General features: G+C 39.7%; 24 protein-coding genes. 13 read left to right on the top strand and 11 right to left on the bottom strand.

Annotated features, from left to right (window positions below; genetic code table 11):
- Positions 1–54: 54 nt before the first annotated feature.
- The 3 genes from DRZ93_RS01740 to DRZ93_RS01730 all read right to left on the bottom strand — a co-directional run bounded on the left by DRZ93_RS01740 (position 55) and on the right by DRZ93_RS01730 (position 2,552).
- Complete coding sequence (locus tag DRZ93_RS01740) at positions 55–882, bottom strand: transposase (RefSeq protein ID WP_113745638.1); 828 nt, start codon at positions 880–882, stop codon at positions 55–57.
- Positions 813–1,511, bottom strand: coding sequence for a transposase family protein (locus DRZ93_RS01735; protein ID WP_113745637.1), 699 nt, complete (start codon positions 1,509–1,511; stop codon positions 813–815). The genes DRZ93_RS01740 and DRZ93_RS01735 overlap by 70 nt, the downstream gene beginning before the upstream one ends.
- Positions 1,512–1,844: 333 nt before the next feature.
- Positions 1,845–2,552: an SIMPL domain-containing protein gene (locus DRZ93_RS01730; RefSeq protein WP_113744426.1), complete on the bottom strand. Its 708-nt coding sequence runs from the start codon at positions 2,550–2,552 to the stop codon at positions 1,845–1,847.
- 137 nt (positions 2,553–2,689) lie between these two features.
- On the opposite strand from DRZ93_RS01730, the gene DRZ93_RS01725 reads away from it, so the two are divergent.
- Together DRZ93_RS01725 and DRZ93_RS01715 are read left to right on the top strand one after the other, a co-directional pair.
- Entirely contained in the window at positions 2,690–3,607 is a 918-nt protein-coding gene (locus DRZ93_RS01725) for a DMT family transporter (protein ID WP_113744425.1), read from the top strand.
- Positions 3,608–4,997: 1,390 nt separating this feature from the next.
- Positions 4,998–6,269 carry an ATP-binding protein gene (locus DRZ93_RS01715; RefSeq protein ID WP_113744420.1) on the top strand — a complete coding sequence of 424 codons (1,272 nt, stop codon included), beginning with the start codon at positions 4,998–5,000 and terminating at the stop codon, positions 6,267–6,269.
- Positions 6,270–6,544: 275 nt separating this feature from the next.
- Here DRZ93_RS01715 and dhaM read toward each other — a convergent pair whose 3' ends face one another.
- The 3 genes from dhaM to DRZ93_RS01700 all read right to left on the bottom strand — a co-directional run bounded on the left by dhaM (position 6,545) and on the right by DRZ93_RS01700 (position 7,844).
- Positions 6,545–6,952 (bottom strand): dihydroxyacetone kinase phosphoryl donor subunit DhaM, encoded by a 408-nt coding sequence (dhaM, locus tag DRZ93_RS01710; RefSeq protein ID WP_113744419.1) that lies wholly within the window; start codon positions 6,950–6,952, stop codon positions 6,545–6,547.
- A gap of 237 nt (positions 6,953–7,189) precedes the next feature.
- On the bottom strand, positions 7,190–7,642 hold the full coding sequence (locus DRZ93_RS01705; protein WP_113744418.1) for a LexA family protein: 453 nt from the start codon (positions 7,640–7,642) through the stop codon (positions 7,190–7,192).
- Between the two features lie 4 nt (positions 7,643–7,646).
- Positions 7,647–7,844, bottom strand: coding sequence for a hypothetical protein (locus tag DRZ93_RS01700; protein ID WP_113744417.1), 198 nt, complete (start codon positions 7,842–7,844; stop codon positions 7,647–7,649).
- A gap of 746 nt (positions 7,845–8,590) precedes the next feature.
- On the opposite strand from DRZ93_RS01700, the gene DRZ93_RS01690 reads away from it, so the two are divergent.
- From DRZ93_RS01690 to DRZ93_RS01640, 11 genes are all read left to right on the top strand, one after another.
- On the top strand, positions 8,591–9,451 hold the full coding sequence (locus tag DRZ93_RS01690; protein WP_113745636.1) for a DUF4261 domain-containing protein: 861 nt from the start codon (positions 8,591–8,593) through the stop codon (positions 9,449–9,451).
- A gap of 466 nt (positions 9,452–9,917) precedes the next feature.
- Entirely contained in the window at positions 9,918–10,397 is a 480-nt protein-coding gene (locus DRZ93_RS01685; RefSeq protein WP_146741080.1) for a hypothetical protein, read from the top strand.
- A gap of 1,013 nt (positions 10,398–11,410) precedes the next feature.
- A complete protein-coding gene (hisG, locus tag DRZ93_RS01680; RefSeq protein WP_113744413.1) occupies positions 11,411–12,343 on the top strand; it encodes an ATP phosphoribosyltransferase in 933 nt (310 codons plus the stop codon).
- An 11-nt stretch (positions 12,344–12,354) separates the two neighbouring features.
- Positions 12,355–13,647, top strand: a complete 1,293-nt coding sequence (gene hisD, locus DRZ93_RS01675; protein ID WP_113745634.1) for a histidinol dehydrogenase — start codon at positions 12,355–12,357, stop codon at positions 13,645–13,647.
- A 10-nt stretch (positions 13,648–13,657) separates the two neighbouring features.
- Positions 13,658–14,746, top strand: a complete 1,089-nt coding sequence (gene hisC, locus DRZ93_RS01670; protein WP_113744411.1) for a histidinol-phosphate transaminase — start codon at positions 13,658–13,660, stop codon at positions 14,744–14,746.
- Between the two features lie 4 nt (positions 14,747–14,750).
- Positions 14,751–15,857 (top strand): bifunctional histidinol-phosphatase/imidazoleglycerol-phosphate dehydratase HisB, encoded by a 1,107-nt coding sequence (gene hisB / locus DRZ93_RS01665; RefSeq protein WP_113745633.1) that lies wholly within the window; start codon positions 14,751–14,753, stop codon positions 15,855–15,857.
- Complete coding sequence (hisH, locus tag DRZ93_RS01660) at positions 15,857–16,465, top strand: imidazole glycerol phosphate synthase subunit HisH (protein ID WP_113745632.1); 609 nt, start codon at positions 15,857–15,859, stop codon at positions 16,463–16,465. The genes hisB and hisH overlap by 1 nt, the downstream gene beginning before the upstream one ends.
- Positions 16,466–16,474: 9 nt before the next feature.
- Positions 16,475–17,212 (top strand): 1-(5-phosphoribosyl)-5-[(5-phosphoribosylamino)methylideneamino]imidazole-4-carboxamide isomerase, encoded by a 738-nt coding sequence (hisA, locus tag DRZ93_RS01655; RefSeq protein ID WP_113744408.1) that lies wholly within the window; start codon positions 16,475–16,477, stop codon positions 17,210–17,212.
- Positions 17,194–17,967, top strand: coding sequence for an imidazole glycerol phosphate synthase subunit HisF (gene hisF / locus DRZ93_RS01650; protein WP_113745631.1), 774 nt, complete (start codon positions 17,194–17,196; stop codon positions 17,965–17,967). Before hisA ends, hisF begins: the two co-directional genes overlap by 19 nt.
- The gene (hisI, locus tag DRZ93_RS01645) at positions 17,960–18,340 is read left to right on the top strand and encodes a phosphoribosyl-AMP cyclohydrolase (RefSeq protein WP_113744406.1); all 381 of its coding nucleotides are present in this window, start codon (positions 17,960–17,962) and stop codon (positions 18,338–18,340) included. Before hisF ends, hisI begins: the two co-directional genes overlap by 8 nt.
- A gap of 8 nt (positions 18,341–18,348) precedes the next feature.
- A complete protein-coding gene (locus DRZ93_RS01640) occupies positions 18,349–19,386 on the top strand; it encodes a TerC/Alx family metal homeostasis membrane protein (RefSeq protein ID WP_113744405.1) in 1,038 nt (345 codons plus the stop codon).
- A gap of 650 nt (positions 19,387–20,036) precedes the next feature.
- Here the strand turns inward: DRZ93_RS01640 and DRZ93_RS01635 are convergent.
- The 5 genes from DRZ93_RS01635 to DRZ93_RS01615 all read right to left on the bottom strand — a co-directional run bounded on the left by DRZ93_RS01635 (position 20,037) and on the right by DRZ93_RS01615 (position 25,601).
- The gene (locus DRZ93_RS01635; protein WP_245933760.1) at positions 20,037–21,056 is read right to left on the bottom strand and encodes a tyrosine-type recombinase/integrase; all 1,020 of its coding nucleotides are present in this window, start codon (positions 21,054–21,056) and stop codon (positions 20,037–20,039) included.
- The gene (locus DRZ93_RS01630) at positions 21,031–21,714 is read right to left on the bottom strand and encodes a tyrosine-type recombinase/integrase (protein WP_113745630.1); all 684 of its coding nucleotides are present in this window, start codon (positions 21,712–21,714) and stop codon (positions 21,031–21,033) included. Before DRZ93_RS01630 ends, DRZ93_RS01635 begins: the two co-directional genes overlap by 26 nt.
- A 692-nt stretch (positions 21,715–22,406) precedes the next feature.
- Positions 22,407–22,961, bottom strand: coding sequence for a DNA-binding protein (locus tag DRZ93_RS01625; RefSeq protein ID WP_113745629.1), 555 nt, complete (start codon positions 22,959–22,961; stop codon positions 22,407–22,409).
- A 42-nt stretch (positions 22,962–23,003) separates the two neighbouring features.
- Entirely contained in the window at positions 23,004–23,759 is a 756-nt protein-coding gene (locus DRZ93_RS01620; protein ID WP_113742986.1) for an ATP-binding protein, read from the bottom strand.
- A 9-nt stretch (positions 23,760–23,768) separates the two neighbouring features.
- Complete coding sequence (locus DRZ93_RS01615; RefSeq protein ID WP_113745628.1) at positions 23,769–25,601, bottom strand: Mu transposase domain-containing protein; 1,833 nt, start codon at positions 25,599–25,601, stop codon at positions 23,769–23,771.
- Between the last annotated feature and the right edge of the window lie 105 nt (positions 25,602–25,706).

Raw genomic sequence — 25,706 nt, 5'->3', positions numbered from 1 at the left:
TTTATTAAAAAATCTTTTGTAAACATATAAATAAACCCCAGATTGGACTCATCCCTAAATTTGGGGGTTAACATTATTTTCAACAGGCTCTGAAACTACGGCAGCTTTGAGTGTTGATTTTCTATCTCGAGACAGAGCCTGATGCATTTTCAATATATAGTACCCTATATCTCTAAAGCCGTAGGCTACCCTTTTAATGGTTTTGAATTTAGCATTGCATCCCTCTAAAATACTGGTGTTTAAGCCAGTTGTAGCCGCATGAATAATATAACAGCTCCAATCTTTTAGCTTCTTGCAGAACCTTATCAGTAAAGGAATTTCTGTTGCTTCAGCTTGTGAATACAGGTTTTTAATTTCTGTTTCAACCTGCTCAGGTGTACCTCCGCTATGCCATAGATCTCTGATATGGTCTCCAAAAATTGATATTGTAAACAAGGTCTTATTCTGTTTGAGGGTTTCTACAAGATCTTTTTGCGACTCTTCAAGAGTGTTGAGTTTATCTGAGCCCATGTAAGTCAGCCACTTGCTCTGTCTAAGATCTTTTATACGCTTCTTGTATTCACTTTTCTTTTGTTGATACTCGCCGGCGTCCATGGCGCCAAGCTCCTTGCGTAAATCTTTTATTTTATCAAGCCTTATGGCATCTGCCACTTCACTGTTAAACTGTTGCAGGCAGTGGAATAAATCAAGCACTATCTTTGCATTAGGGCAGAGCTCTTTGACTAGATTCTGATATCCGCAGTTGCCATCCATTACTGCACCTTCAATCTGGTCAAGCAGTCCAAGCTCTTTTAATCTATCAAAGAATGGCCTTAAATCATCTTTCTTTCTGCCGTAGGAGCATACAAAAGGCGCCTGGTATCGGCATCTATGATGACTGATATATACTTATGGTGCTTTTTAACGCTTATCTCGTCTATAGCTATGTTCCTAACGTCTTCAAGACTTATATCTTTGAACATCTCTATAAGCCTTGCCTTATCAATGTTCCTGACAATATCTGCCTCTACAGCCGTGATAGAGCTTATTTTCTTTAAATCTAGATGACTCTCGCCCAAATCAAGAAGCTGCAGTATCTGCCCATATAAGCGTAAGGTTATCCTATGATGCGGATGGACAAAGCTTGGCTTTAGCCATCTGGCATGGTCACATCCACAACAAATGACCTTAGGTACGCGTATCTTTAAAATAACCGCAAATGGTCCTAGTGTGCAATCTTTTACTGTGCGCTCTCCCCAGTCCTTTATATTTACTTTATGGCAGCCACAGAGTGGGCAGTTTTGTTCAAGCTCCTCTCTCCAAAGCGTATAGCCAAGATGATAGGTAACAGTCATTGCCATAGCATCTATTTCAGGCTCACCAGACATTACACAACCCGGGTACATATTGAGAACGCCGTGTTCAAACTTACAGTGCATTAATTCATTAGCACTGGCTTTGATTAAAGTTTCATTTGTTTCTGTATTGGCAGCAGTGTAGGAATTTATTATAATAGCACTAGGCTCTGTCATATTCTTTCCTTTGGTCGGGTAAAGTTGTTGTCAGGGCCCTTATTTTATCTGAAATATAAAAATTAATCTCAAGGGAAAAATCTTTGGGATTTTTCATAAAGCTTTAGCAAATGCAAAAGACTGACAGTCAATGATTGGCAAAGCCAACCCGTAAGGGCTCGTCATTGACGGACAGTTTTTGCATTGACAATTTGGCCGGGTCTTAAGCATTCTTGTGCTTAAGACCATAGATACCGTTTGCGATCTTGGGTCAACCCCCAATTTCAGGGAAGAACCCCAGATTGTATAACCTGAGGTTTTAGACTACTTTACATGTGTTATGGAAAATTATGACTATTTGATTGAAAAGACAGCATTTACCTCAACGTTTACTGTCATCTCTTTTTGTACATAGGTATTTTCTGCAGCATCTTCTGTAGACAGAAGCTTGTAGTTGTTGGCTCTGTACAGTGCAGGCTGAGCATAATTGGCAAAGGACAGTGAGCATGGTTTATCAAGCTTTACCCCAAAGCCATCAGCTAGAAGCTGTGCCTTCTTTTTGGCATCTTCAATGGCAAGAGCTGTAGCCTTATCCTGATATGGCTTTAAATCCTTGACCTTATAATTAAAGCCTGCAGCTTCATTAATGCCAGACTCAATGGCCAGATCGACGAGAGAACCAATGGTGGCAAGATCTGAGGTTTCAATACTTATATCACGTGTAGCCTCAAAGCCTATAAGTTTGCTTTCATTGTCCTTGTAGCTATAGCGTGGGCTTAGATACAGACTGTCAGCCTTAATCTGCTCTTTTTTAACTCCTGCCTTTTCAAGAGCTAAAATAAAGGTGCTTATGGTTTTCTCAACAGTATCTCTTGCTACTTTCTGATTTGGATCCTGATGGCGGGCACTAAAGGACAGTATGGCCAGATCAGGCATAGCCTGTACCATACCGTTGCCTGCAACACTTACTGTTCCACCTGCTGTGCATTTGTCCTCAGCCACGGCAGTTAAAGAGATTACAGGCAGTGTCATAATGGCTAAAAGCATTGGTAATTTTTTCATATCTGCTCCTTTAGATTCAAAACATGTATCTAATATAGATCCCTATCCTTAGTTAAAACTTAGTGTATAGAAATTATACATGTACAAAATTGAGCCTTTTGCTACAATAAAGCTCACATTTTAACTTATGGATAAATATGACAAATCTTGCTCTTGTAAAACTGCATATTGCTGTACTGATTGCAGGCCTGACCGGTGTGCTTGGCAGAATTATTGAGGCTGATGCCTTTGTGCTTTCTTTATATCGTACCGGTATGGCTCTTATCTGCATCTTTGTGCTCTTAAAGCTTTTAAAGGCCATAGCCCTGCCGCAGGGACGTATGATGGTGCGCTATATGTTGGTAGGTGCACTGCTTGTGGTACACTGGATCTTCTTTTATGGCTCGATAAAACTCTCTAATATCTCAATAGGCGTAGTCTGCCTCTCAACAGGTGGCTTTTTTACAGCAATACTTGAGCCTCTGTTGTTAAAATCTAAATTTTCCTTTAAAGAAATCTTTTTTGCCCTACTCTCTATATTAGGTATTGCCCTTATTTTCAACTTTGATGCACAGTACCGCCTTGGTATTACTGTAGGCATTATTGCCTCTTTTCTTGCTGCCTTGTATACAGTGACAAGCAAACAGATTTCATCTACTTTTGAGACTAAAAATATCTTTATGTATCAGATGGCAGGTGCCTTTATTATGATGAGTGCCTTAACCCCTGTCTATGCCTATTTTAATGATGCTTCAAATCTTATTGTAAGTCTTGATGACTTTTATGCTCTGCTTTTTTTAGTTATTGTCTGTACCTTAGGTCTGTATCTTCTGCAGCTTGATGTGGCCCGTCATATCTCAGCCTTTACTATAAATCTCTCCTTTAACCTTGAGCCTCTGTACTCCATTATTATTGCCATAGTGTTCTTTAATGAAAGCAAGGATCTCAATTTTAGCTTTGCTATTGGTCTTATACTTATTATTACCTCAGTTGTGCTGCAGAGTATAAGAACTGTACGCATGCAAAGAGCTCTTAATGCCAAAAGGCAAAAAGAGGCTGCTGTAGATAAGGCATAAAGCTTAAGTATTTTATATAGAGCAAGGACCTCCCTTTGTGCCTGATCTTTTTACAGATAAGAGTAACAATACTAACTACGTAAAGTAGGAGGATAGGCTTTAAGCCCTTTTGCCACTCTAGTCAAACCCACCGTGCCACTTCATAGCAGTAGGCTTTCCCATTAAACAAAATATTTATCTTGTACTGTATATCCCTCTACAAGGTCAGCGACACACTGCCATCCAGGCTCCCTATGGAGGAGCTTGCTTGTCTTTATATAATTAGAGTGTTTCGCCTTTGCCCATTTGCTTTGGCAGAAGAGAGCTACCTTACGACAACGCTCCTCTTGTTTACCTTTAGTGTACCCTAGCAGGTTCTTGTAGCATGTGTAGTTCCTTTGTCGAGAATTTTAGGTCATATAGCTCTATAAGCTTATTTGCTATGGCCTTTTGCACAGTACGATCAACAGTCGTTGATATGCCTAGTGGGCGTTTTTCCCCATTGTCTTTAGGTATGTACACCTTTTTTATTGGTGATAGCTTGAACGAGCCATCCTCTATGGACTTTGAGACAATGTATGGATGGTCGTAAAACCATTTAACAAGCTCTTGGCATTTGACCCCGTCTATAAACTGCCGATCCTTTATTTCTGATGACACCTTTACAGGAGTTCAGCATGTTCTCATACGAAAAGTATTTGCTCTAAAGTTACCATGTCCTTTTGCTACTTTGTTGCTATATCCCTGCCTTGCCAGTCTCCACCCGCTTATCTCGCCATTACGACGGCTACTTCCGCTTCGTGGTGTCCGTGTTTTCAGATTTCAGCTAGATTGGGCTCTACTTCATTTGACATATTTAATGCTTTAGCCCTTCGTCGATACTCACGACATACTATGACCTCATCCGACTTCTGCATGGCTTTCACCATACAGACCTCCGAGGGTAAGCGACCCCTTCCTTTAACTTAGCACCGCCGGATTTACACCAAAAGTTACGGCAGAATTTAGGCTACTTCTTGTATTGCAGAATCACCTACTAATTGATGCCTGATCCGATTTCTGTTCGTCAGCTCGTTGAGTTATGCCAGCAGCCCCTCCGACCAACACCTCACGATGTCCGTCTAGCGTTAGGCTTTGACCTCGTCTTTGCTACCTGTCTAGTTACTTTCACCCATTTAAAAGTGTGCATGCCTTACTCACAAAGAAACAGGATGGCTGATTTAACATCCTTTCTCTACAAAATCGGAAGTAAAACTACAATATTTTCGGAAGTGAAATAAAAATAAAGTCGGAAGTAAAATATTAATTTTTTTAGGAAGTGAAACGTAAATAAAGTCGGAGGTAAAACATTAATTTTTTCGGAAGTTGGTGATATACTATCTCTATAAAAGAGATTTAATGGAAGTAGTTAATGGAACATAAATACCTAAAACGAATTGCTGACCGAGTATTACAGGCGCAATTAGAAGCAAGTGGAGCTGTGCTAATTGAAGGTCCAAAATGGTGTGGTAAAACAAGGACCGCATTGGAAAATTCAAAAAGCCATTTGTTTATGCAAGATCCGGATAAAGCGATTTCTTATTTGAAAGCAGCAGATACAAAGCCTTCGCTACTCTTAAAGGGAGACACGCCAAGACTGCTTGATGAGTGGCAGACAGCACCTGTACTTTGGGACGCCGTTCGGTTTATGGTAGATCAGAGAGGGAAGTCAGGACAATTTATTTTGACAGGTTCAGCGGTTCCAAAGGACAATGTAGTGCAGCACACGGGTACGGGACGAATTTCCAGATTGTTGATGCGTCCTATGAGTCTTTACGAATCAATGGAATCCACTGGCAGCGTTTCTTTAAAAGCATTGTTTGATGGAGAAACAGAAATAGACAATTTTTCCACCTTGACAGTAGAGCAGATTGCATTTGCTATCGTGCGTGGTGGATGGCCGGCATCCATTGGTAAATCAGAGAAAATTGCCTTACGCCATGCCATTGACTATGTGGAAGCAATTATCAATGCAGATGTTTCCAGAGTAGATGGTATTGAGAAGAACCCTGTTCGTGTAAGAGCGTTGCTACGATCTCTATCCAGAAATATTTCAACGCTGGCAACAATCAGAACAATTCATGATGATATTGCTATGGGAGATGCAGATGAAAGCATCTCTGAGAAAACAATCAGTCAGTACTTAAGGGCATTGGATCGAATATTTGTCACAGAGAATTTGCCTGCATGGAATCCAGCCCTTCGTTCTAAAACCGCAATCCGCACATCGCCAAAGCGACAATTTGTTGATCCGTCTATTGCCTCGGCAGTCATGCGATTGACTCCCTCAAGATTGCTGGAAGATTTCAATTATTTTGGATTTCTTTTTGAATCCTTGTGTGATCGGGACTTGCGCATTTATGCAGAAGCAATTGATGGGCAGGTTTTCCATTATCGTGATGGAAGTGGTCTGGAGGCAGATGCAGTTATCGCATTGAACGATGGCCGTTGGGCTGCGGTTGAAGTGAAATTAGGATCAAAAGAGATTGAAGATGCAGCGCTACATTTGCTGGAATTGAAAAATAAAGTGAATACAAAAAAAATGCGGGAGCCATCGTTTCTAATGATTTTAACTGGAAGTGAGATTGCTTATCGTAGAGAGGATGGTGTTTATGTTGTTCCGCTGGGCTGTCTGAAAGATTAAACAACAAAGTCAGAATTAAAAATTTAATATTTTCAAAAGTCAAAAAGGTTAAAAGAACACGGTCTGCTACCCCATAAAGTGCGCCAATTTTCTGATCTAGATTGGTGCCTTTAAGGGATAGACGCACTTTATGGGAAAGATAGGACCCATTTTGTGTGCCGGATCTTTTTATAGATAAGAGCAGCTGTAAGAGCAACAATACTAGAAACTAAAAAGCTCCACAGATACTGTGAAGCTTTGCGGACAAATTTCAAACTGATATTTTTTAGTTTAAATTATTTTTTGTGCAGCTGTCTTGCGCCTTCAGCTGTTGAGATAACAAGCTCAAGTGAGCTCTCCTCATCAGAGGCAGCCTCAACACCTGCGCCTACTGCGCCCTCTAAAATAGGGGCATCGGCAATCTTAACACGTGATCTTAATGGCTCATCAAGCATAGCAATGGCAGCCTGTGAGCTGATAACGCCAGAGCCAAGGTCAGCAAGAACTACCACACCCTCGCCCTGATCTGCTTTTTTAATAGCCTCAAGAACCTTCTGAGGATCTGTACCAAGACCGCCTTGAGCATTTCCACCTGCTGCAAAAATAGGCATTTTTTTACCGTCTCTGGCTGAGATCTGTTGAACCATATCGCAAATGCCTTCTGCTACCTTGCTGCTATGGGAAACAACTACAATACCAATCATCCCTAGTACTCCTTTGATAAAAAATCAATATGTCCTAGTATAGAATATATATAAGGATTGTGCACATCTTGCACTAAAAAAAATTAAATAAAAATCTAAAATCAGGCATTTTTGCCACAAAAGATCATGTTTTGTAAATTTATGCTTAAGTTTAATGCCATTAACTGTTAATGTCCAATTTATACATTACAACTTTACATTTAAATGTCACTAAAATGAGCTAATAGCTTTTAGATCCTATCTGTACTTTCTGACCACTGAGATTACAGTACCTATGATTTTAACCTCGTTGAACTCTTCAATAACAATAGGTGAGTATTCTTTATTATGTGGTATAAACTGCAAAGGCGGACCCTTGTGCAGTTCCTTTATAGTAATTTCATTATCAATAGATACAACTACAATATCCCCATCGCGCACATTGATTGAAGAGTCTACAAGTACATAGTCACCAGGCATAATGCCAGCCTCAATCATGGACTCGCCGTTGACACAGTAGATAAAGGTAGAGCCTGCATTGTTGATTAGAAAATCATTGACATCAAGATTGTTGTCAACATAGCCTCCATTTGGAGCAGGAAAGCCTGCCTGTATTTTTTCAAAAACCAGCGGCAGCTCTACTCTGCCATGAGAGGGGCTGGCCTGACCATAGGAAGTCAGAGTATCGCTGCGCTCTATTTTTTTACTCATTGAACTAAACTGTCTCGTCAATATGTCTGTTTAAGGATCGCGCAAAACTCTCTTTTAATGAAGATCTGTTATTCTCATTTTCAATGTCAGCCCCTGCATTCTCCTTACTTTTCTGTGCAGCTGCAACCCTGCGTCTGAAAATAAGATCTTTTGGAGAAAAATTGCGCCTTGCAAGTACTGAGTAAATCATATCAAAACTCATACACACCTCCAAAAAATTATCTGGCTCTTTATCTTTATTAACGGCAGCTAAGGGCTTTTTTAAATGGCAAAGTCTTTGTTTTACAGTTTATTTTTTTTATCTGTGTACAGGCTACAAGATTTTAAAGTTTATGCTGCATGCAGGCTCTGTATGAGGTCATCTAAGCCCTAGCAGAAGATTTTTTATATGCTCTGTAAGAGCACATGTCTTGATTTTGTAGCTAAGACAAAGAGGCATTAATATCATAAAAATTAAGTAGCTTTTTTCATAATAGCCTCTTTGTGCCTCATTGAATGTATCTGCACACTCAAAGAACCTTTGTTTGAGTCCTATGATTGCCCGGAGGCAGATACAGTTATACTTATGATTGCTAAGCTCAAGATCTTGCCCCATATCCTGTAGCAGTGCCTTTGATGACCTATAATTGCGCTTATAGCCACAATTGTCCCAGGCTGTTCTTTAAACCTCATGTTTTTTCAAAGATCCTCTGCCTGATTTATACCAGGGGCATATCAACTGCAATAAAAATATAAGAAAAATAGGCGCTGCATATGTAAAATATAGTCTAACCTGTGCGATAACCTTATAGATAAGCATAGCCTTTTAGATCTTTAGGACATACCCCCAGAGCAAATACCGGAGAATTATATGAGTGTAAAAAAGCATAAGAAAAAACCTCTTTCAATTATTAATAGAACTAATGAGGTTTATATGCTGATAGTGATGATTCTCTTGATGACCTATTAGTGCTTAATGAGCTACTTGAGGGATTAGATAAAGATATGCTCAATGATGTTCTTGATGATCTTTCATCTGGCAGAATAACAGATAATAGTTATACTAAAGACTCCTTAACAGGACGTTTTCTAGGAGCTGTTCTTCTACCTAAATTCAAGATGCATAGAGATCAGATCATAGCTGACTTTAAAAAATTATGGGACATTGAAATTGATGAGGTTATTAGCCAGGATAAGGTCCATTTAATCTTACAAATCGATAATATGACTGTAAGATTTTTTCTAGAGAATATTGGGCCCCCAAAAAAGGTACTGCTCGATGCGGCTAACTTTAATCAGATGTGGGACAAAGGGAGTGAAGCTGTAAATAAAGCTTCTGCTTTCATCGATGTAACAATAGAAGGAGAGGGGGCTAGTACACAGGAGCTGGCCTTACTTTTTGTAAAGTCTGTTACTGTCTGCTGCCATCAGAAAAACGCCCTGGCAGCTTTTTCAAGCTTTGTTATACATGATATAGAGGCCTATAAACACTTTGCAAATTTAATTAAGCGTGATATTTTTCCTGTCATGAATCTTGTAGGCTTCCTCTTTGGCGTTACAGAATTTGGACCAAGCCTATGCACTTTAGGTCTTCCTTTCTTTGGGCACAAAGAAATTGAAATTATAGGTTTTGATAACGAGGCAGATCGCAGCGATCTGATTGAATTTTTATCAGATCTTTGCCTAGCTGTAATTCAAGGACAGATAGATTTAGAAGAAATTTCAACTATTGAAGTAACAGATAAGCACAGATATAAGATTGATAAGGACTCTCTTGCCTCCGTGCTCTGTGGTATGGACACTATAAAACTGCATCCAATCAGAGACTAAAAAAAGCACCTAAAGCTTCTTGTCTGCGTATATACTTAAGGCCATCATGCCTACTGTATAAACGCATTTAAAGAGCTAAGCTGATATACATTACATGAGACCTGTGCAACAAATTTAATTATGCATATTGCCTCTAAAGTCTTCAAGTTAAGATAAATATTAGGTACCGGAGTTTTAAATGAAACATAAAAAACACAAAAAAGAGCCTCATACCTCACTTATTAAGAATGACAATATAGACCTTTGTTTGGAGTCATTACGCGAAAGTTTTTAGAAATTTGACACTAATGAGTTATTAGAACTTGAAGCTGCCTTAAGTCATCTTGAGGAATCGTTTGATGGATTTGACTCTTCTGACTTAGATTATCAATCTGACATAGGTTTTAATTCAGAATCTGACGATTCATTTACTGCTGATTTTATAGGAACTGTTCTTCTTCCAAAATTTAAAATGCACAGAGATCAGATGATAGATGAATTTAAAAAACTATGGGACATTGAGATCGATGATGTGCTGTGTAATCAAAAGGACAGTTTAGTCTTACAAATCGGTAACAAAATTGTATATTTTTCGCTTGAAAATATAGGGATACATAAGCGTCAAATGATTTATGCTGCACGCACTAATCAGTTGTGGGATCAGGCAGAGGAAGCTGTCAAAAAAGCTACTGCCTACATCTTGGTAGGAGTAGAAAATGATGGTAGAGGTGGAGACAATCTTCTAGAGCGTGCTGAACTGCTTGTAAAAGCACTTGCTGTCTGCTGTCATCAAAAAAATGCTTTAGCCGTTCTTTCAAACTATGCCTTACATGAGATACAAACCTATCTAAACTTAGCGTCTTTATTAAAGCAGGGTACTTTTCCTATAATGAACCTTGTATCGTTCCACTTTATACAGACTGAATATGGACCAAGCGTATGCTCTATGGGTTTTGAGAACTTTTGATACGATGAAATAGAAGTTTTAGGTTATGACAAGGATATTCCCTGCCATGACATGTTAAACTTTTTATCAGGAATTGGTATAGAAATAATCAAAGATGGCTTGGACTTAAATAACATACCTACTATTGAAGTATCTGATAAGCATAGATATAAGATAGAAAAGAGCCCAGCTGTCTGTATCCCAGACAATTTGGACACTATAAAACTGCTGCCGATACGAGACTGATAATGTTCACGGACAAAAGTTTAACTTATCTTTTATACAGACAAATTTGTAAACTCTAGCAAATATCTGTCATTAGACACTTTTGTCCTTGCAGCGCTCTATACTGCTTTTCTGCCATAACTTACAGGCAGCCTATATAAAATTATAAACTTCACCTTTAAAAGCAGTCATAGACAGGTGGGAGTAAAATAACCACCACACTGCTAAAACACTATTTTTACCTATCTATCTTAGCTTTAATGTTTTTATCTTATAATCTCATATCATAGCCTTTTAACAAGATAAGGGGGTAAATCCTCCCTCCCCTGTAAAATTGGTCATACTCATATGTCATAGACAAAAAGCAAGCAGAGCACCTGCTTTTACACCGCAGGCACAAGATAAGGCACTGCAGCTTATGGCAACCTGGCCCTCTTGTGACTCTGATCTTTTCATTACAAAGGCAAGATACACACAAGTGCAATCAGTGCTGCAAGCATAATTGTCCCTCATGCCTACAAAGAGGCAGTGTGTATAAGTAAAAACGTCTTTCTTAACATTTTGTTAACATTAAGATCATAAAATTGAAGATTTAGATTTAATAAATCAAGCCTTTTTGGCTCATAATGCACTAAAAACTCTCATTTATTAAAAGTGTTGTGAGTTTTTGCATCAAAAGAGTGGTAAAAAGTTTGCAACGCTTAGGCAAATACTTAAATATAGGTTATCATTGAGTGTTATAAGTTGAGCTTACCCCTTTTATATAAGGTAGGCATTGATGTTTTTATTTATTAAAAGAGATGATTGAAATGAGTGCTTGTTGTTCTAACAAATCTGTCACTTGCGATACACAAAAGCGTCTGAGAATTGCTATTCAAAAATCAGGCCGTCTGACAGATGATACTGAAAAACTGTTTAAAAACTGCGGTATTAAAATTAACGAAAGCCGAGATCATCTTCTTGCTCATGCTGAAAACCTGCCTATAGATATTTTAAGAGTGCGTGATGATGATATCCCAGGTCTTGTTATGGATCATGTAGTTGACTGGGGTATTGTAGGTCAGAACGTTCTTGAAGAGACCACCATGCAGCGTGAAGTGGACGGTCTGCCTGTAGCCTATAAAGAGGTTATGAAACTCAACTATGGCGACTGCCGTTTATCTGTGGCTGTACCTAATGAGATGGAGTACAAATCTTTAAAGGATCTTGAAGGCTTTAAAATTGCCACCACCTATCCTTTCCTTTTAAAACGTAAACTCAAGGAAATGGGCGTGTCCTTTAAAAGCGTGCTTTTAACAGGATCAGTTGAAGTTGCCCCGCGCGCAGGTTTGGCCGATGCCATCTGTGATCTGGTCTGCACCGGCGCCACACTGCATGCCAACGGCCTTAAGGAAGTTGATGTCATCTATGAGTCAAAGGCTGTTCTAATTGGCAGAGATCAGGAGCTTTTCCCTGAAAAACAGGCCATTGCCGATCTTATTATCCCAAGATTAAAAGGCGTTATGGCTGCCCGTGAGAGCAAATATATTATGATGAATGCTCCACGCAATAAACTACCTGAGATCAAGGCTATACTGCCAGGTGCTGAAAACCCTTCTATTATTGAGCTTGAAGGCAGTCCTGACAGAGTGGCTCTGCATGTTGTATCACGTGAAAAACTCTTCTGGGAAACCATGGAGAGCCTCAAGGCTTTAGGTGCCACCTCTATCTTAGTTGTACCTATTGAAAAAATGCTTGATTAAAGGACTGTTACATGAACATCTATAACTGGTCTGAACTTTCAGATTCTCAAAAGCAGCAGGCCCTAAGACGTCCTGCGCAGGAGAGCTCTAATGATATACAGAGAATCTGCAAAGAGATCATAGACAATATAAGAGAAGATGGTGATGCTGCTCTCTATCGCTACTCAAGAGAGCTTGATCGCTTTGATGGTGCCGATCTTAGAATATCTGAGCAGAAGATTAAAAATGCACTAGAGTCAATTGATAAGGATCTCAAAGCTGCTATTGATACAGCCTATGACAATATTTATGCCTTTCATAAGGCACAGCAGGGCTCACACATTGAGCTTGAGACTGCACCTGGCATTATCTGCAAAACTAAAACCCATGCCATTGAGTCTGTAGGTCTTTATGTTCCAGGCGGCTCGGCTCCACTGGTTTCAACTGCTCTTATGCTCTCAATTCCAGCTAAGATTGCAGGATGCAGACAGATTATAATGTGCTCACCACCTCCTGTATCAGATGCCATTATCTATGCAGCACACAAAGCCGGCGTTGATAAAATCTTTGCTATAGGCGGTGCTCAGGCTATTGCCGCTATGGCCTATGGCTCTGACAGTGTGCCTAAGGTTTTAAAGATATTCGGTCCTGGCAATCAATTTGTCACCATGGCCAAAAAGCTTGTAAGCGAAGATCCAGAAGGTGCTGCCATTGATATGCCAGCAGGTCCGTCAGAGGTTCTGGTCATTGCTGATAAACATGCTGACAGCTCTCTTGTTGCTGCTGATCTGCTCTCACAGGCAGAACATGGCCCTGACTCACAGGTTATCTTTGTAACTGATGATAAGGATATGCTTGATAAGGTTATAAAGGATACAGATGAGCAGCTTTCAGCCCTGCCGCGCAAAGATATTGCCAGAAAGGCTTTAGCAAAGAGCAGCGCTATTTTATGTAAGGATCTTAATGAGGCTGTGGTTATTTCCAATACCTATGCCCCAGAGCATCTTATCATTCAGACTGACAATGCCGATGAACTGTCTGATAAGTGTTTAAATGCAGGATCTATCTTTGTAGGTGCCTTTACCCCTGAGTCTCTTGGAGATTATGCCTCTGGTACCAATCATACCCTGCCAACCTATGGCTATGCCAAAACAGCATCAGCTTTAGGCACAGATGATTACAGAAGACGCTATACAGTATCAAAGGCAACAGCTGCAGGTATTTTAAATATTGCTACAACAGTTGAAAGACTGGCTCACGAGGAAGGTCTTTTTGCTCATAAAAATGCCATGACACTGCGTTATAAGAAGGCACTTGAGAAATAAGGATTTAATTATGGCCAAGGATTTGCAAAAACTAGCCCAGGCACATGTTCAGACATTAGTTCCATATCAGTCAGCCCGTCGTATAGGCTCACACGGTCATGTGCTGTTAAATGCCAATGAGTCGCCAAAAAGCGAGCTCTACTTTTTTAATTCAACCACACTAAACCGTTATCCAGATGCCCAGCCTTTTGAGATTCTTCAGGGCTATGCAGATTATGCAGGATACGGTATGCGCCCTAACAATATTATTGTTACACGTGGCTCTGATGAGGCCATAGGTCTTATTGTAAGAACCTTTTGTGCTCCCAATGAGGGTATAGCTATTGCCCCGCCTACCTATGGTATGTATGAGATAGCTGCAAGAACCAATAATGCTAAGGTTTTATATTTAGACAGAGATGAAAATCTAAAGCTTGATATTGATGGCATGATTGAGAGCATTAAAGGCTCTGCCTTTACTGTTAAGGTGCTCTTTATTGACTCACCGGCAAATCCTCTTGGTGATATGACAGCCCTTGATGATGTCAGAAAACTGCTTGAGGCCCTGCCTGAGACCTTGATTGTCATGGATGAGGCCTATATTGAATTTGCCCCTGAAAAAACAGTACTGTCTCTTTTAAAGGACTATAACAATCTTATAGTACTGCGCACCCTGTCAAAGGCCTTTGCTCTGGCAGGAATACGCTGCGGTTTTGCCCTTGGACATGAAACTGTTATACAACTTTTAAACAAGGTTATAGATCCATATCCAATGCCTGATCCTGTAGTGCAGATTGCAAGACAGGCACTAGCTAGCGGCGGTATTGATCTTATGAAAACCCGCGTGGCTTTATGCCTTAAAAGACGCTATACCTTAGAGGCTGCTCTTTTATCACTGCCTTGCGTTAAAAAGATTTTCCCATCAGAGGCCAACTTCCTTTTAGTGCGCTTTGACAACGGCCCTGCTGTATTTGATTTTGTTGCACGCAAGGGTATTACCCTAAGATCATTTGAGGGTAAAAAAGGCCTTGATAATACCATACGTATCTCAATTGGCTCTGATGAGGAGCTAGATGAGCTTATGCGTGCTTTAACTGCCTACTGCGCAAGTGGTGTATAGTTTTATGCAAAAATATCTTTTTATAGACAGAGACGGCACCCTGGTTAAAGAGCCGCATGACTATCAGGTTGATGCTCTTGACAAAGTGGTCTTTGAGACAAATGTCATACCTGCGCTTTTAAAGCTCAAAGATGATGGCTATAAATTTATCATGGTCTCCAATCAGGATGGTCTTGGTACAGACTCATTCCCTCTTGAGACCTTTACCCCGGCCCATGAGCTTATAGTAAATACCCTAGAGTCACAGGGTATTTATTTTGAAGAGATTTTAATCTGCCCTCATTTTGATGGAGATAACTGTCAGTGCCGCAAGCCAAAGCTTGGAATGGTCATGCCTTATCTTAAAAGAACTGACTGGGATCGTGAAGCCTCATATTTTATAGGCGACAGAGAAACTGACATGCTTATGGCTGATAACATGGGCATTAAAGGTTTAAGATTAAATCATGAAGGCCTTAACTGGGATGGCATTGTCAAAACCATACTGTCTAAAAAGCGCTGTGCTAAAGTAGTACGCACCACAAAAGAGACAGATATTGAAGTTTATGTAGATCTTGATTCTAAAGGCTGCTCAATTGATACAGGCATAGGCTTTTTTGATCATATGCTTGATCAGATTGGCACCCATGGCGGTATTGAGCTTAGAGTCAAGGTTAAAGGCGATCTGCATATAGATGCGCACCACACTATTGAAGATACAGGCCTTGCCTTGGGACAGGCTATAAAAGAGGCTCTTGGCAACAAGCGCGGTATTGCCCGCTTTGGCTTTGTGCTGCCTATGGATGAGCTGTATGCCTCTGTCTTTAGCGCCAATCTTGATGACAGTGATGTAAATTGTTTTACAGCCCTTGATATCTCAGGCCGCCCTTATCATGTGCTAAAGCTTGATGCACTCTTTAGCTCTGACAATGTAGGAGCTTTGGATGTACAGATGGTGCCACACTTTTTTGCCTCCCTTGCCACTACATTGGGGCTGACACTGCATATGTCAGTTGGCTCTGGCAATACCCATCATCAAGTAGAGGCTTTATTTAAAGCCTTTGGCCGTGCTCTGCGTCAGGCTGTATCTATTGAATCATCAGAACTGCCTTCATCTAAAGGGTGTCTGTAATGAATGTAACTATTATTGATACTAAATCTGCCAATTTAAACTCAGTACTGCAGGCTATAAAGCGCATTGACAATGTAAATGTGAAAATAAGCTGTGATCTGACTGAGCTTGAGCACTCTGACAAGCTTATTCTGCCAGGCGTGGGTACAGCATCAGCCATTATGGATGGCATAAAAGATAATGATCTTTATGATTTTATCCTCAATACCAAAAAGGATACATTGGGCATCTGTCTTGGCATGCAGGTATTAGCCACCAGATCACAGGAAGTGCCTTTAAACTCAGATATTGATTTTATTGATACTTTAAATATTGTGCCATGTGATGTGATCTTTATGCAAAAGGATAATCTGACCCTGCCGCATATGGGCTGGAATACTGTTGAACATGACAATCATCCTTTATTTAAAGATATCAAGAGCAATACCTTCTTTTATTTTGTGCACTCTTACTGCATAAAAGACAATGCCTATACCATAGGCAGATGCACTTATGGTCAGACCTTCAGTGCCGCCATTTGTCGTGATAATTTTATAGGCGTTCAGTTCCATCCTGAAAAGTCAGGTGCACAGGGGCTAAAACTTTTAGAGAATTTTATAAAACTGTAGGATATAGTCGTGATTATTCCAGCATTAGATCTTAGCGGCGGCAAAGTTATAAGACTTAAACAGGGTGATTTTAATCAGGTCACTGTTTTTGATGTAGATCCTCTTGAGCGTATCAGACAGGCCTATGATGAGGGCGCTGCATTATGTCATATAGTTGATCTTGACGGTGCCAAAGATCCAAAGGCAAGACAGCTTGCAACTATTGCGCGTATTGTAAATCAGAGCCCTGTGCCTATACAGACAGGCGGTGGCATCAGAACCTATGATGATGTAAAAAAACTACTTGATCTTGGTGTCCTGCGCGTGGTGGTAGGCTCTGTGGCCGTATCGCAGATCGATGAGGTTAAAAGCTGGCTTGAGACCTTTGGCCCTGAGCATATTACCCTGGCCTTTGATGTAAGAGTTGAGAGCAATAATCAGGCTTATGTGGCAACACATGGCTGGCTTAATACTTCAGATACCACTATTGAGACCATGATTGATACCTATCTGCCCTATGGTCTTGCACATGTGCTTGTAACTGATATTTCAAAAGATGGCATGATGTCAGGGGCCAACAACGATCTCTATCGTCGCCTATCTTTGTCCTATGGCAATCTTGATATTATTGCCTCAGGCGGTATTTCATCGCTTGATGATATTAAAAAGGTCAAAGAGGCAGGAGCTACATCTGTGGTTTTAGGCAGATCGCTGCTTGAGGGTAAATTTACTGTTAAAGAGGCTATAGCATGCTGGCCAAACGCATAATTCCATGTCTTGATGTCAAAGACGGTGTAGTAGTAAAAGGTGTACAGTTTCGCAATCATGAGGTTATGGGCTCAATTGTGGATCTGGCAGCCCGTTATGCCGATGAAGGTGCTGATGAGCTGGTGTTTTATGATATTACAGCCTCAGCTGATGGCAGACGTGTGGACAAATCCTGGGTGGCTAAAATTGCAGAGGTTATAAATATACCTTTTGCAGTGGCAGGCGGCATTAAAACCCTTGATGATGCCAAAGAGGTGTTAGCCTATGGCGCTGATAAAATTTCCATCAACTCACCTGCTTTGAGTGACCCTACTCTTATCAGCCGTCTTGCTGATAAATTTGGCGTACAGTGTGTAGTTGTCGGTATTGATACCTTTTTTGATGAGGCAAGCGACAGCTATCAGGTAAAGCAGTTTACAGGTGATGAAAAGCGCACTAAAACCACTGCCTGGAATACACTTGACTGGGTTGAGGAAGTGCAAAAGCGCGGTGCCGGCGAGATCGTGCTTAACATGATGAATCAGGATGGCATGCGCAATGGCTATGATTTAAAGCAGCTAAAGCTTGTGCGTGAGATCTGTCATGTCCCTCTTATTGCCTCAGGCGGTGCCGGTGCCATGGAGCACTTTGCCGATGCATTTTTAGAATGTGATGTAGACGGAGCACTTGCAGCCTCGGTCTTTCATAAAAAGATTATTGATATAGGTGAATTAAAAAATTATCTTAAAGAAAAAGGAGTAAATATTCGTGCTTGAGTATTGCCACGGCTTTGAAAAAATCGATGAAATAGATTTTGCCAAAGGAAATGGACTGGTACCTGCCATTGTACAGGATGCCCAGACAGGTCAGGTTTTAATGCTTGGCTATATGAACAAAGAGTCAGTGCAGAAAACCATTGATTCAAAACGCGTTACATTCTTTTCACGTGAGCGTCAGAAATTATGGACCAAGGGTGAGGAGAGCGGCAACTTTCTGCATGTACGCTCTATAACCATTGACTGTGATAAGGATACACTGTTGGTGCTGGCAAGACCTGAAGGCCCTACCTGCCATCTTGGCACTGTAAGCTGCTTTGATGCCTCCCCTCTGTCTGATTCAACAGCCCGCTATCTTGCCAAAATAAAATAAAGGATAATATGACAACAACTACTTCAACAGTAACAAATATCGGTCTTGAAACACAGACCGTTGTTATTTTCTCAATTTTAGCTATAGCAGCTTTATTTATAGATATCTGGGCGCACAGAGGTGACAAACCTATTGCCCTAAAATCTGCAATTGCCTGGACTTTATTCTGGATTGCTGTCTCCATGGGCTTTGCCGTGTTCCTGTATGTGCACTTTAATGCCCAGGTAGCCTCTTTATTCCTTGCAGGTTACCTCTTTGAACAGGCCCTGTCTGTTGACAATCTTTTTGTGATGATGGCTATTTTTGCCTGGTTTAAAGTACCAGAGGTCTACTGTCACCGTGTTTTATACTGGGGTGTATTAGGTGCCATCTTCTTCCGTCTGGTCTTTGTAGTCATAGGCTCATCCCTATTTGCCTTAGGCCCTGCTGTAGAGCTGGTCTTTGCCGCTTTAGTTTTAGGCTCTGGCTTTATGATGCTTAAAAAGCATGATAAAGATGAGAATTCAGATTTTACCTCCCACTTTGCCTATAAGGCTGTAAGATGGTTCTTCCCAGTCTTCCCTCGTCTTGTAGGTCACAATTTCTTTGTAAACAGAGCTGTAGTTGAGGCCGAGCTTGCCAAAGAGGAGAATAAGGATCTGACCTTAAAGAGAATGGGTAAATACTTTGCAACACCTCTGTTTTTATGTCTTGCCATTATTGAGACTACAGATGTGATGTTTGCCTTTGACTCTGTACCTGCAGTTATTGCTGTAAGCCGTGAGCCTCTTATTGTGTACTCAGCCATGATCTTTGCCGTAATGGGTCTGCGTTCAATGTACTTTGTGCTAGATGCTATGCGCAAGTACCTCGTACACCTTGAAAAGGCAGTTACAGTACTGCTCTTCTTCATTGCCTTTAAGCTTGCTGCCGGTGCCTCATTACACCTCTTTGGCTTTGGTATGGACATTGATGTCTACACCTCACTTTTAGTCATTGCCGTGATCTTAGGTTTAGGTATTGTCTCAAGCTTTATCTTCCCTGGCAAAAAAGGAGAGGCCAAATAGTAAAGACATAGTGCAATAAGCGCTTATTAGTAAGATTTATAAAAGATCTCAGACCATCAAGGCTGAGATCTTTTTTTATTGGCAAAATCTATAGCAAAGAAAAATATAATCATTTGTAAGAGCACTGATACCAAGCCACAGAGGCGAGCAAATGCTACAAACCACCAGACAATGGACAAAATCATTTGGCGCTGTGACAGACTTACATAGCTGCAGCGACAGAATCATTGGGCGCGATGACATACTCGCTTAGCTACAGCGACAAAATCATTTATCGCTACGACAAACCGATTTAGCTTTGATGACACTCTGCCCCTGCACATACAGATTTCACTATATTTTGTAATATTAAGGCGGGTAAGACTCCTCTGTCACAAAAGCTCTATCATCAGATCTGTATAACAAATGTGAAAACTTCTTTTAAGATCAAAAGCAAAAACCATCAAAAAAGGGGCAGATTTTATCAGCCCCTTTGCAGTATTGTGCTTATGCAGATGTTATAAGCTTAGAAGACATAACGCAGCTCAGCCTTGATACCAAAGTTGTCACTCTTTGAGCCCCTTATGTAGATATAGATATTATGCCAAGTTAGTATAGTTTTTAAATTGATTTTTATAAACTTTCATTTTTTTAACTTGGCATAAATATTATTATTTAAGAGAGTTCAAAAATTGCATTAGATCTTGATCTTTATTCCAGTCTTGATATGTTGCTGACTCTGTAATAAGAGGTGCCAGCTTGCTAATTGCCTCATTTTTAAGCCTATTGTCAGCTCTGACGTATATCATTGTTGTTGAAATATCTTCATGACCTAAAAAATCTCTAATATAGACTATATTAATGCCAGCCTCCAACATGTGCATAGCTTTTGAATGTCTAAACATATGACAATGAACATGCTTAGGAAAAGAAGCATCTTGTCTACTAATAATACCAGCATATTTTTTAACAATATACGATATTCCATCTCGATTTATAGAATGGTTAAATCTGTTTGTAATCAAAAAATCAGTTCCTATAGCGTATTGGCGGTATCTTTTGATGTAATTGCGTATAATAGATGCAGTTTCATCAGATATTACTACTGTTCGAATTTTATTTCCTTTTCCATGCAGTGTAACTGTAGAAATTGGCTCCAAAGATATATCTGCAATTTTAATATTGCAAAGTTCCTGTACCCTGCAGCCACTGTCATACATCAGTGCTAAGATCATTCTATGTCTTAAACCTACGGCTGTATTAACATCTGGACTGTTTATAAGTTTAGCCATTTGCTCAGTGTTTAGGTAGGATATATCTTTCTGTGCAGATTTTTTAGATTTAATTCCTGCGATATTTTGTAAAGGCTCAATGTATTCAATTTTTTCAAGCTGTGCGAAATCACTAAATGCTTTTATAGCGGCAAGACGTTGATTGGCTGCAGATATGCTTGCTCCGGTACCTCTGTACCACTCTAAAAAATTTATTACGAGATCACGATTAAAATCCTTCATATAAAAAGAGTTGACCGACATATTTTTTTCTTCCTTGATGAATTTTAAAAACAGTTTTAGAGTGTCTCTATAGCTTAGGATTGTATTTTTAGAATAACATCTATGGCATGGTAGATACTCTGTTAAAAATTTTGTAACAATCTTTGCAAAATCAGTAGAATTCGCCATCATCTGCATCTACCTCCCTAATTAAATCTGGAAATGATTGTTTCATTCTGTCTTTGATATAAGGAAACCTTTCTGATGTTAACTTAACGTAGTACGCAGTTTCATGAAAAGTTTCATGCCCAAGCATTGTGCGCAAATACGGCAGGTAGGCCATTAGATCTTTTCCTTCATTAACCCATTTTCTCAAAATATTTACGCAATATGTATGACGAAAATCATGAACACGAGGGCCTTCGCCTGTATGGGGTATACCTGCCTTCTCTAAGTACCGCCGAAAATTATGGTATACATTAACCAAAGACATTGCGACTCCTGGTCGTATCATAAAAAAATACTCTTCGTCGTTTGAGTTGGTATGGATCTTTGCTTTTAAATCTCTGCATTTCTCTAAAAGCTTTGGATGGATTGGCACTAATCTTTCTTTTTTATTTTTTGCATTTAAAATAGTTAAGACTCCGTCCTGTAAATTTATATTTTTTATTTTTATTAGCCGTAACTCTGAGACACGCAAACCACTTGTATATAGAACTCTAAAAAAAATAGGCATTACATCTTTACGGAAAGGGCATATGTCTTGTACAGAGTTACTTTGATCAACGTAGAAAAAGAATTTCTTAATTTCTTCATCTGAATAAATATGTGGCTCATATTTTTTCACTTTGCTCATTTTAACTTTTGGAGAAATATATGCCTTTATACCAATATCATTTAGATACTTACAAAATACGCGCAGACAACTAATTCTTTTTAATTGGTTTGAAACTTTTTCATAATCTTGTTGAATATTGCGAAGAAGATCTGACGATCTTGTGTTAGAAGATCCGTGGAGTGGTAATTTTTAATATGACCTTCTGGGGTATTTTTAGCTCACAAAAAGACAAAATCTCATCCCTTTTTGCCTACTTTTTTATTATTTCATCATCATTTTTGATTTGTCAATACCTTATTTTTGTAGAAATTCCCGTTACTTTGAACCCATGAGGCTTAAATCTAGCTAGTGTAGCAAAACAAATTTCAATAATAACATATTGATACATAATGAAATATTGTCCATAAAGATCTGGCTGTGCTACGTTAGAAGATCTTGAAATATTATTTTAGAAGATCTATCAAAGTGCCATAACTTGTGTTATTTTTGCGAGATATCTAACATATTGGAGCCTTTTGCCGTGCAATATGAAAATTAAAAGAACATGCTCCTTTTATCTAAAAAGAACATGCTCCTTTAATTAAAAGAACATGTTCTTTTAACTTGTTCCTTTAAATGTTCCTTTAATTGTAATTTTTTGATTATAATCAAGTGGATACTCAACAAAAAAGGCCAGCTTTTAAGCCAGCCCTTGTCTACTTTACCCAGTTTTATTTACCAAGCCTGGCTATAGCCTCCAGTATAGCCTGCTGCTTGTCATCGCTTTGCTGCTCCAGCCGCTTGGTTAAATGTGCGTTGGTCTTGGTTTGCTCCGCTAAAAGAGACTCAAGCTCTTTTATCCTTTCATCCTTTTTAGCAATTTGAGCATCTTGCTCTTTTAGCTTCTCCTGAGCTAGATGCAGCTCCTTTTGTGCCTCTGACATAAGCTCACCTATTTCCTTATGCTTTGCATCATACTCATTTTGCAGTCGGGTTCTGTCGGCATTGATCTTATCTCTAAAAGACTCAAACAGGTTTAATGCCACCCTTTGCATGTCCTGCTGGAAGCTTTCTGGCATAGTTTCATTAAAACTGGCCTCCATAATGGTTTTATTGTACTGACGCATAAATGCTGATATGGTTTCATTAGCGCCTCCGACAAGCTCTTTAATAGCACGTATAGTCAGTTTTTTACCTTGCTTATTAAGGGTAGATACAGCCTCATCAAATTTCTCTTTGGTCAGATCGTCACGAAAAGCTTTTTTATCTGATTTAGATATTGTCATAATAATTATTCTCCAGGTTTTAAAAGAGCATGCTCTTTTGATTTAATCTTCATCAACAGAAGTACGGCGGGAAGTGCCTGGTACAATAAGTGTGTAATTATTGTTAGAGCATCGCTCAACAATAGATTCTGACAGTGAATCACCATCAATACCTCCTTTTAAAATATCAATCCAGGCATCTGGGGATTTTTGAGAGAGAATCACTGTGCTCTTTTTGCCATAGCGCTTGTCCAGAATGTCAAATAAAATGCTTTTCTCGTCAGCATCATATGGGGTGAGGCAGAAGTCGTCCAGGATAAGCATGCTTTTACCTGTTATAACTTTTAACTTGGTGGCGTAGCTTGCAGAGCCTAAATTCATGTGCAGGTTGGCTATAATGTCTTTGGTTGAGTAGTATAAAGTTGAGTTGCCAAGACAGCAGTTGCGTCTCCCTAAAGCTGAAGCAATAAAGGTTTTACCAGATCCAGCTTTACCGTATATGGTCAGGTTGTAGCACTTTTCTACAAACTCAAGAGAGCTTAAGCTATCTATCTTATTGATAAATGTAGGATCACTGCGTTCTAGATCTTTTAATATCATGCAAAGCTCTGCCTTTACCGGCAGTCTAGAAGCTTTAATTAAAGACTCCTGACGTCTTTTATTTCTTGTATTCTGCTCAGCTGTGAGCATATTGGTCAAAATGGTATCAATGCTGGTGGCCTCCAGCTCCTGAGGGTTGTTTACATATGCATTAAACTGCTCTAAAGCTCCCCTCATATCCAGCTCACGTAATAAAGATTGAATATTTGTAAGTGACATAATTAACTCCTAGCTAAGTTGATTTTTTATATAAGCAAAGCGCTCATCGTATACAGCATGGCCGTTTAAAAATTCTTTAGGCCTAGATTGGTTCTCAGAACCCTGCGTAGATGAGGTTTGTGATGTGATTTCTTTTTGAGGCAATGGCCAGAGCATGAGATCGCAATGTCCTAAGATGACAGCTTCACCAAGGGCCATATAGGTCTTGTCATTGTAGACGTCATCATAATTGTATATGGCAGGCTTTTCATATCTCTCCCATATCTTTATAAGCTCAGAACATATGATACTGTCAAAGCCTTTGTACATATGCTCTTTGACGCAGCGATCAAAGATGCTGTAGTGAGCTTTATTGGCTTTAACAATGGTCAGGAATTTGTGTATATATCTTATTTTGTCAGCATATCCATATTTGCAGTGCGTGAGCTGGAAATCACACCAGCTTTTAACATGCTCCCCAATAGCTTCTGCCCACTCCAACAGTAAATCTTCTTGATTTTTTATGCTAAAGATGTCATATATAAGGTGTTGTTTTTCAATAACACCATGGATGGCTGACAGGCCTTTTACGCCATCCATTCTTTTATAACTTACAATAACAGTATCAAGGCTTAAAAAACTAACTGTCTGATTAGTGGTATGCACTGTGACTTTCTGTCCAATCCATTTAGATGGTATTGCGTATGTATGATCTTCAAAAGTAAAGCGGGCAGTCTCAGACACTGTTATAATGAAGCTTTCAAAGAACCTGTAATCCCATGAGGCAGGCTGTTGCAATAAACCTTTTTCAATATCAAAAAGCTCCTTTCTTGAGCTCTTCATGCCCCTTACCTTGCATTCATTCATCCTGGCAATATGAGGCGCGATAAAAGAGTTTATCTCATCTAATGAACTGAAAGGATTGCCGTCTTTTACGTGGTTGTTGGCAATAGACAGAGCATAACGGGTAACATACTTTACAGCAGCTTCGACAGCGCCCTTGTCTTTAGGCCGTCCGCTGCGACAGGTAAAGACCCCTATATTAAAAAACTCTTTAAAATTAATCATCTCATCTGTAAGCTGACCCTGATAACGAGCAGCCTTCTTAACAGCTGCTTTGAAATTATCAATGCGTATGACATGGGGACAGCCACCAAAATATCTAAAGCTGTCAGCTATGGCATCACACACCACAGGTTGAGACTGATTGGCAATAGCTTTGACAAAGATATAGCGCGATCCGGTAAGTACAGCCACGATAAATGTGGCATAGTGGGTGGCGCCGTTAACCACATAGGGCAATCTAACTCCTGTAAAGTCATACTCAGCCTCACCAGCCATTTCATGCTCTTTCATATAGACAGGCTTCTTAATCTGTTTTTCATGCTCCCGCCATATATGGCATACACGAGATAAAGACAAGAAGCTACTCTCTCCACTCTCAACGAGCTCTTTATTTTTTGGATCATTGAAGTAATAAAGTTCAATCACTGACTTCCTGGTTAAAGCCAGTTTCTTTTGTGACGGGGTCTTTGCCTCAAGATGCGACTTGATATATTTGTCTTGTAGGTAATCTATATCAGGCATAATTTTATTGTTGCTTTGTACAGGCTTAGCCTTTTTATAGTAGATTTTATGAAGCTCTTTACTGGTCATACCTCCAATAGACTCTAGGGTTAACTTGAGCTCAGCAACTTTACGACGCAGACGCTGTGCCGTGCCATGAGAAAACCCCTCATGCTCCAGCTGTGCTGCCGTCATAGTCAGGGCTTTAATTAAAGCCCGCTTTAAGGTATCTGGATCCATTTGTCCTCCACTACCAATTTTCTTTTTATGTTTTGCAATGTAATTTATCCTTGGCATAAAGCCTCCTTTAAAAATTGGAGACTCTAAGATACCAAAGATGCCAATGTAAGAACGAAGGAGAGGAAATGTTAGTTTTTGTTACTTTGATTTGAAACAAAACTT

The sequence above is a fragment of the Anaerobiospirillum thomasii genome, from assembly GCF_900445255.1.
GTDB classification, from domain to species: domain Bacteria; phylum Pseudomonadota; class Gammaproteobacteria; order Enterobacterales; family Succinivibrionaceae; genus Anaerobiospirillum_A; species Anaerobiospirillum_A thomasii.
This window is presented reverse-complemented; position numbering and strand designations above follow the sequence as displayed.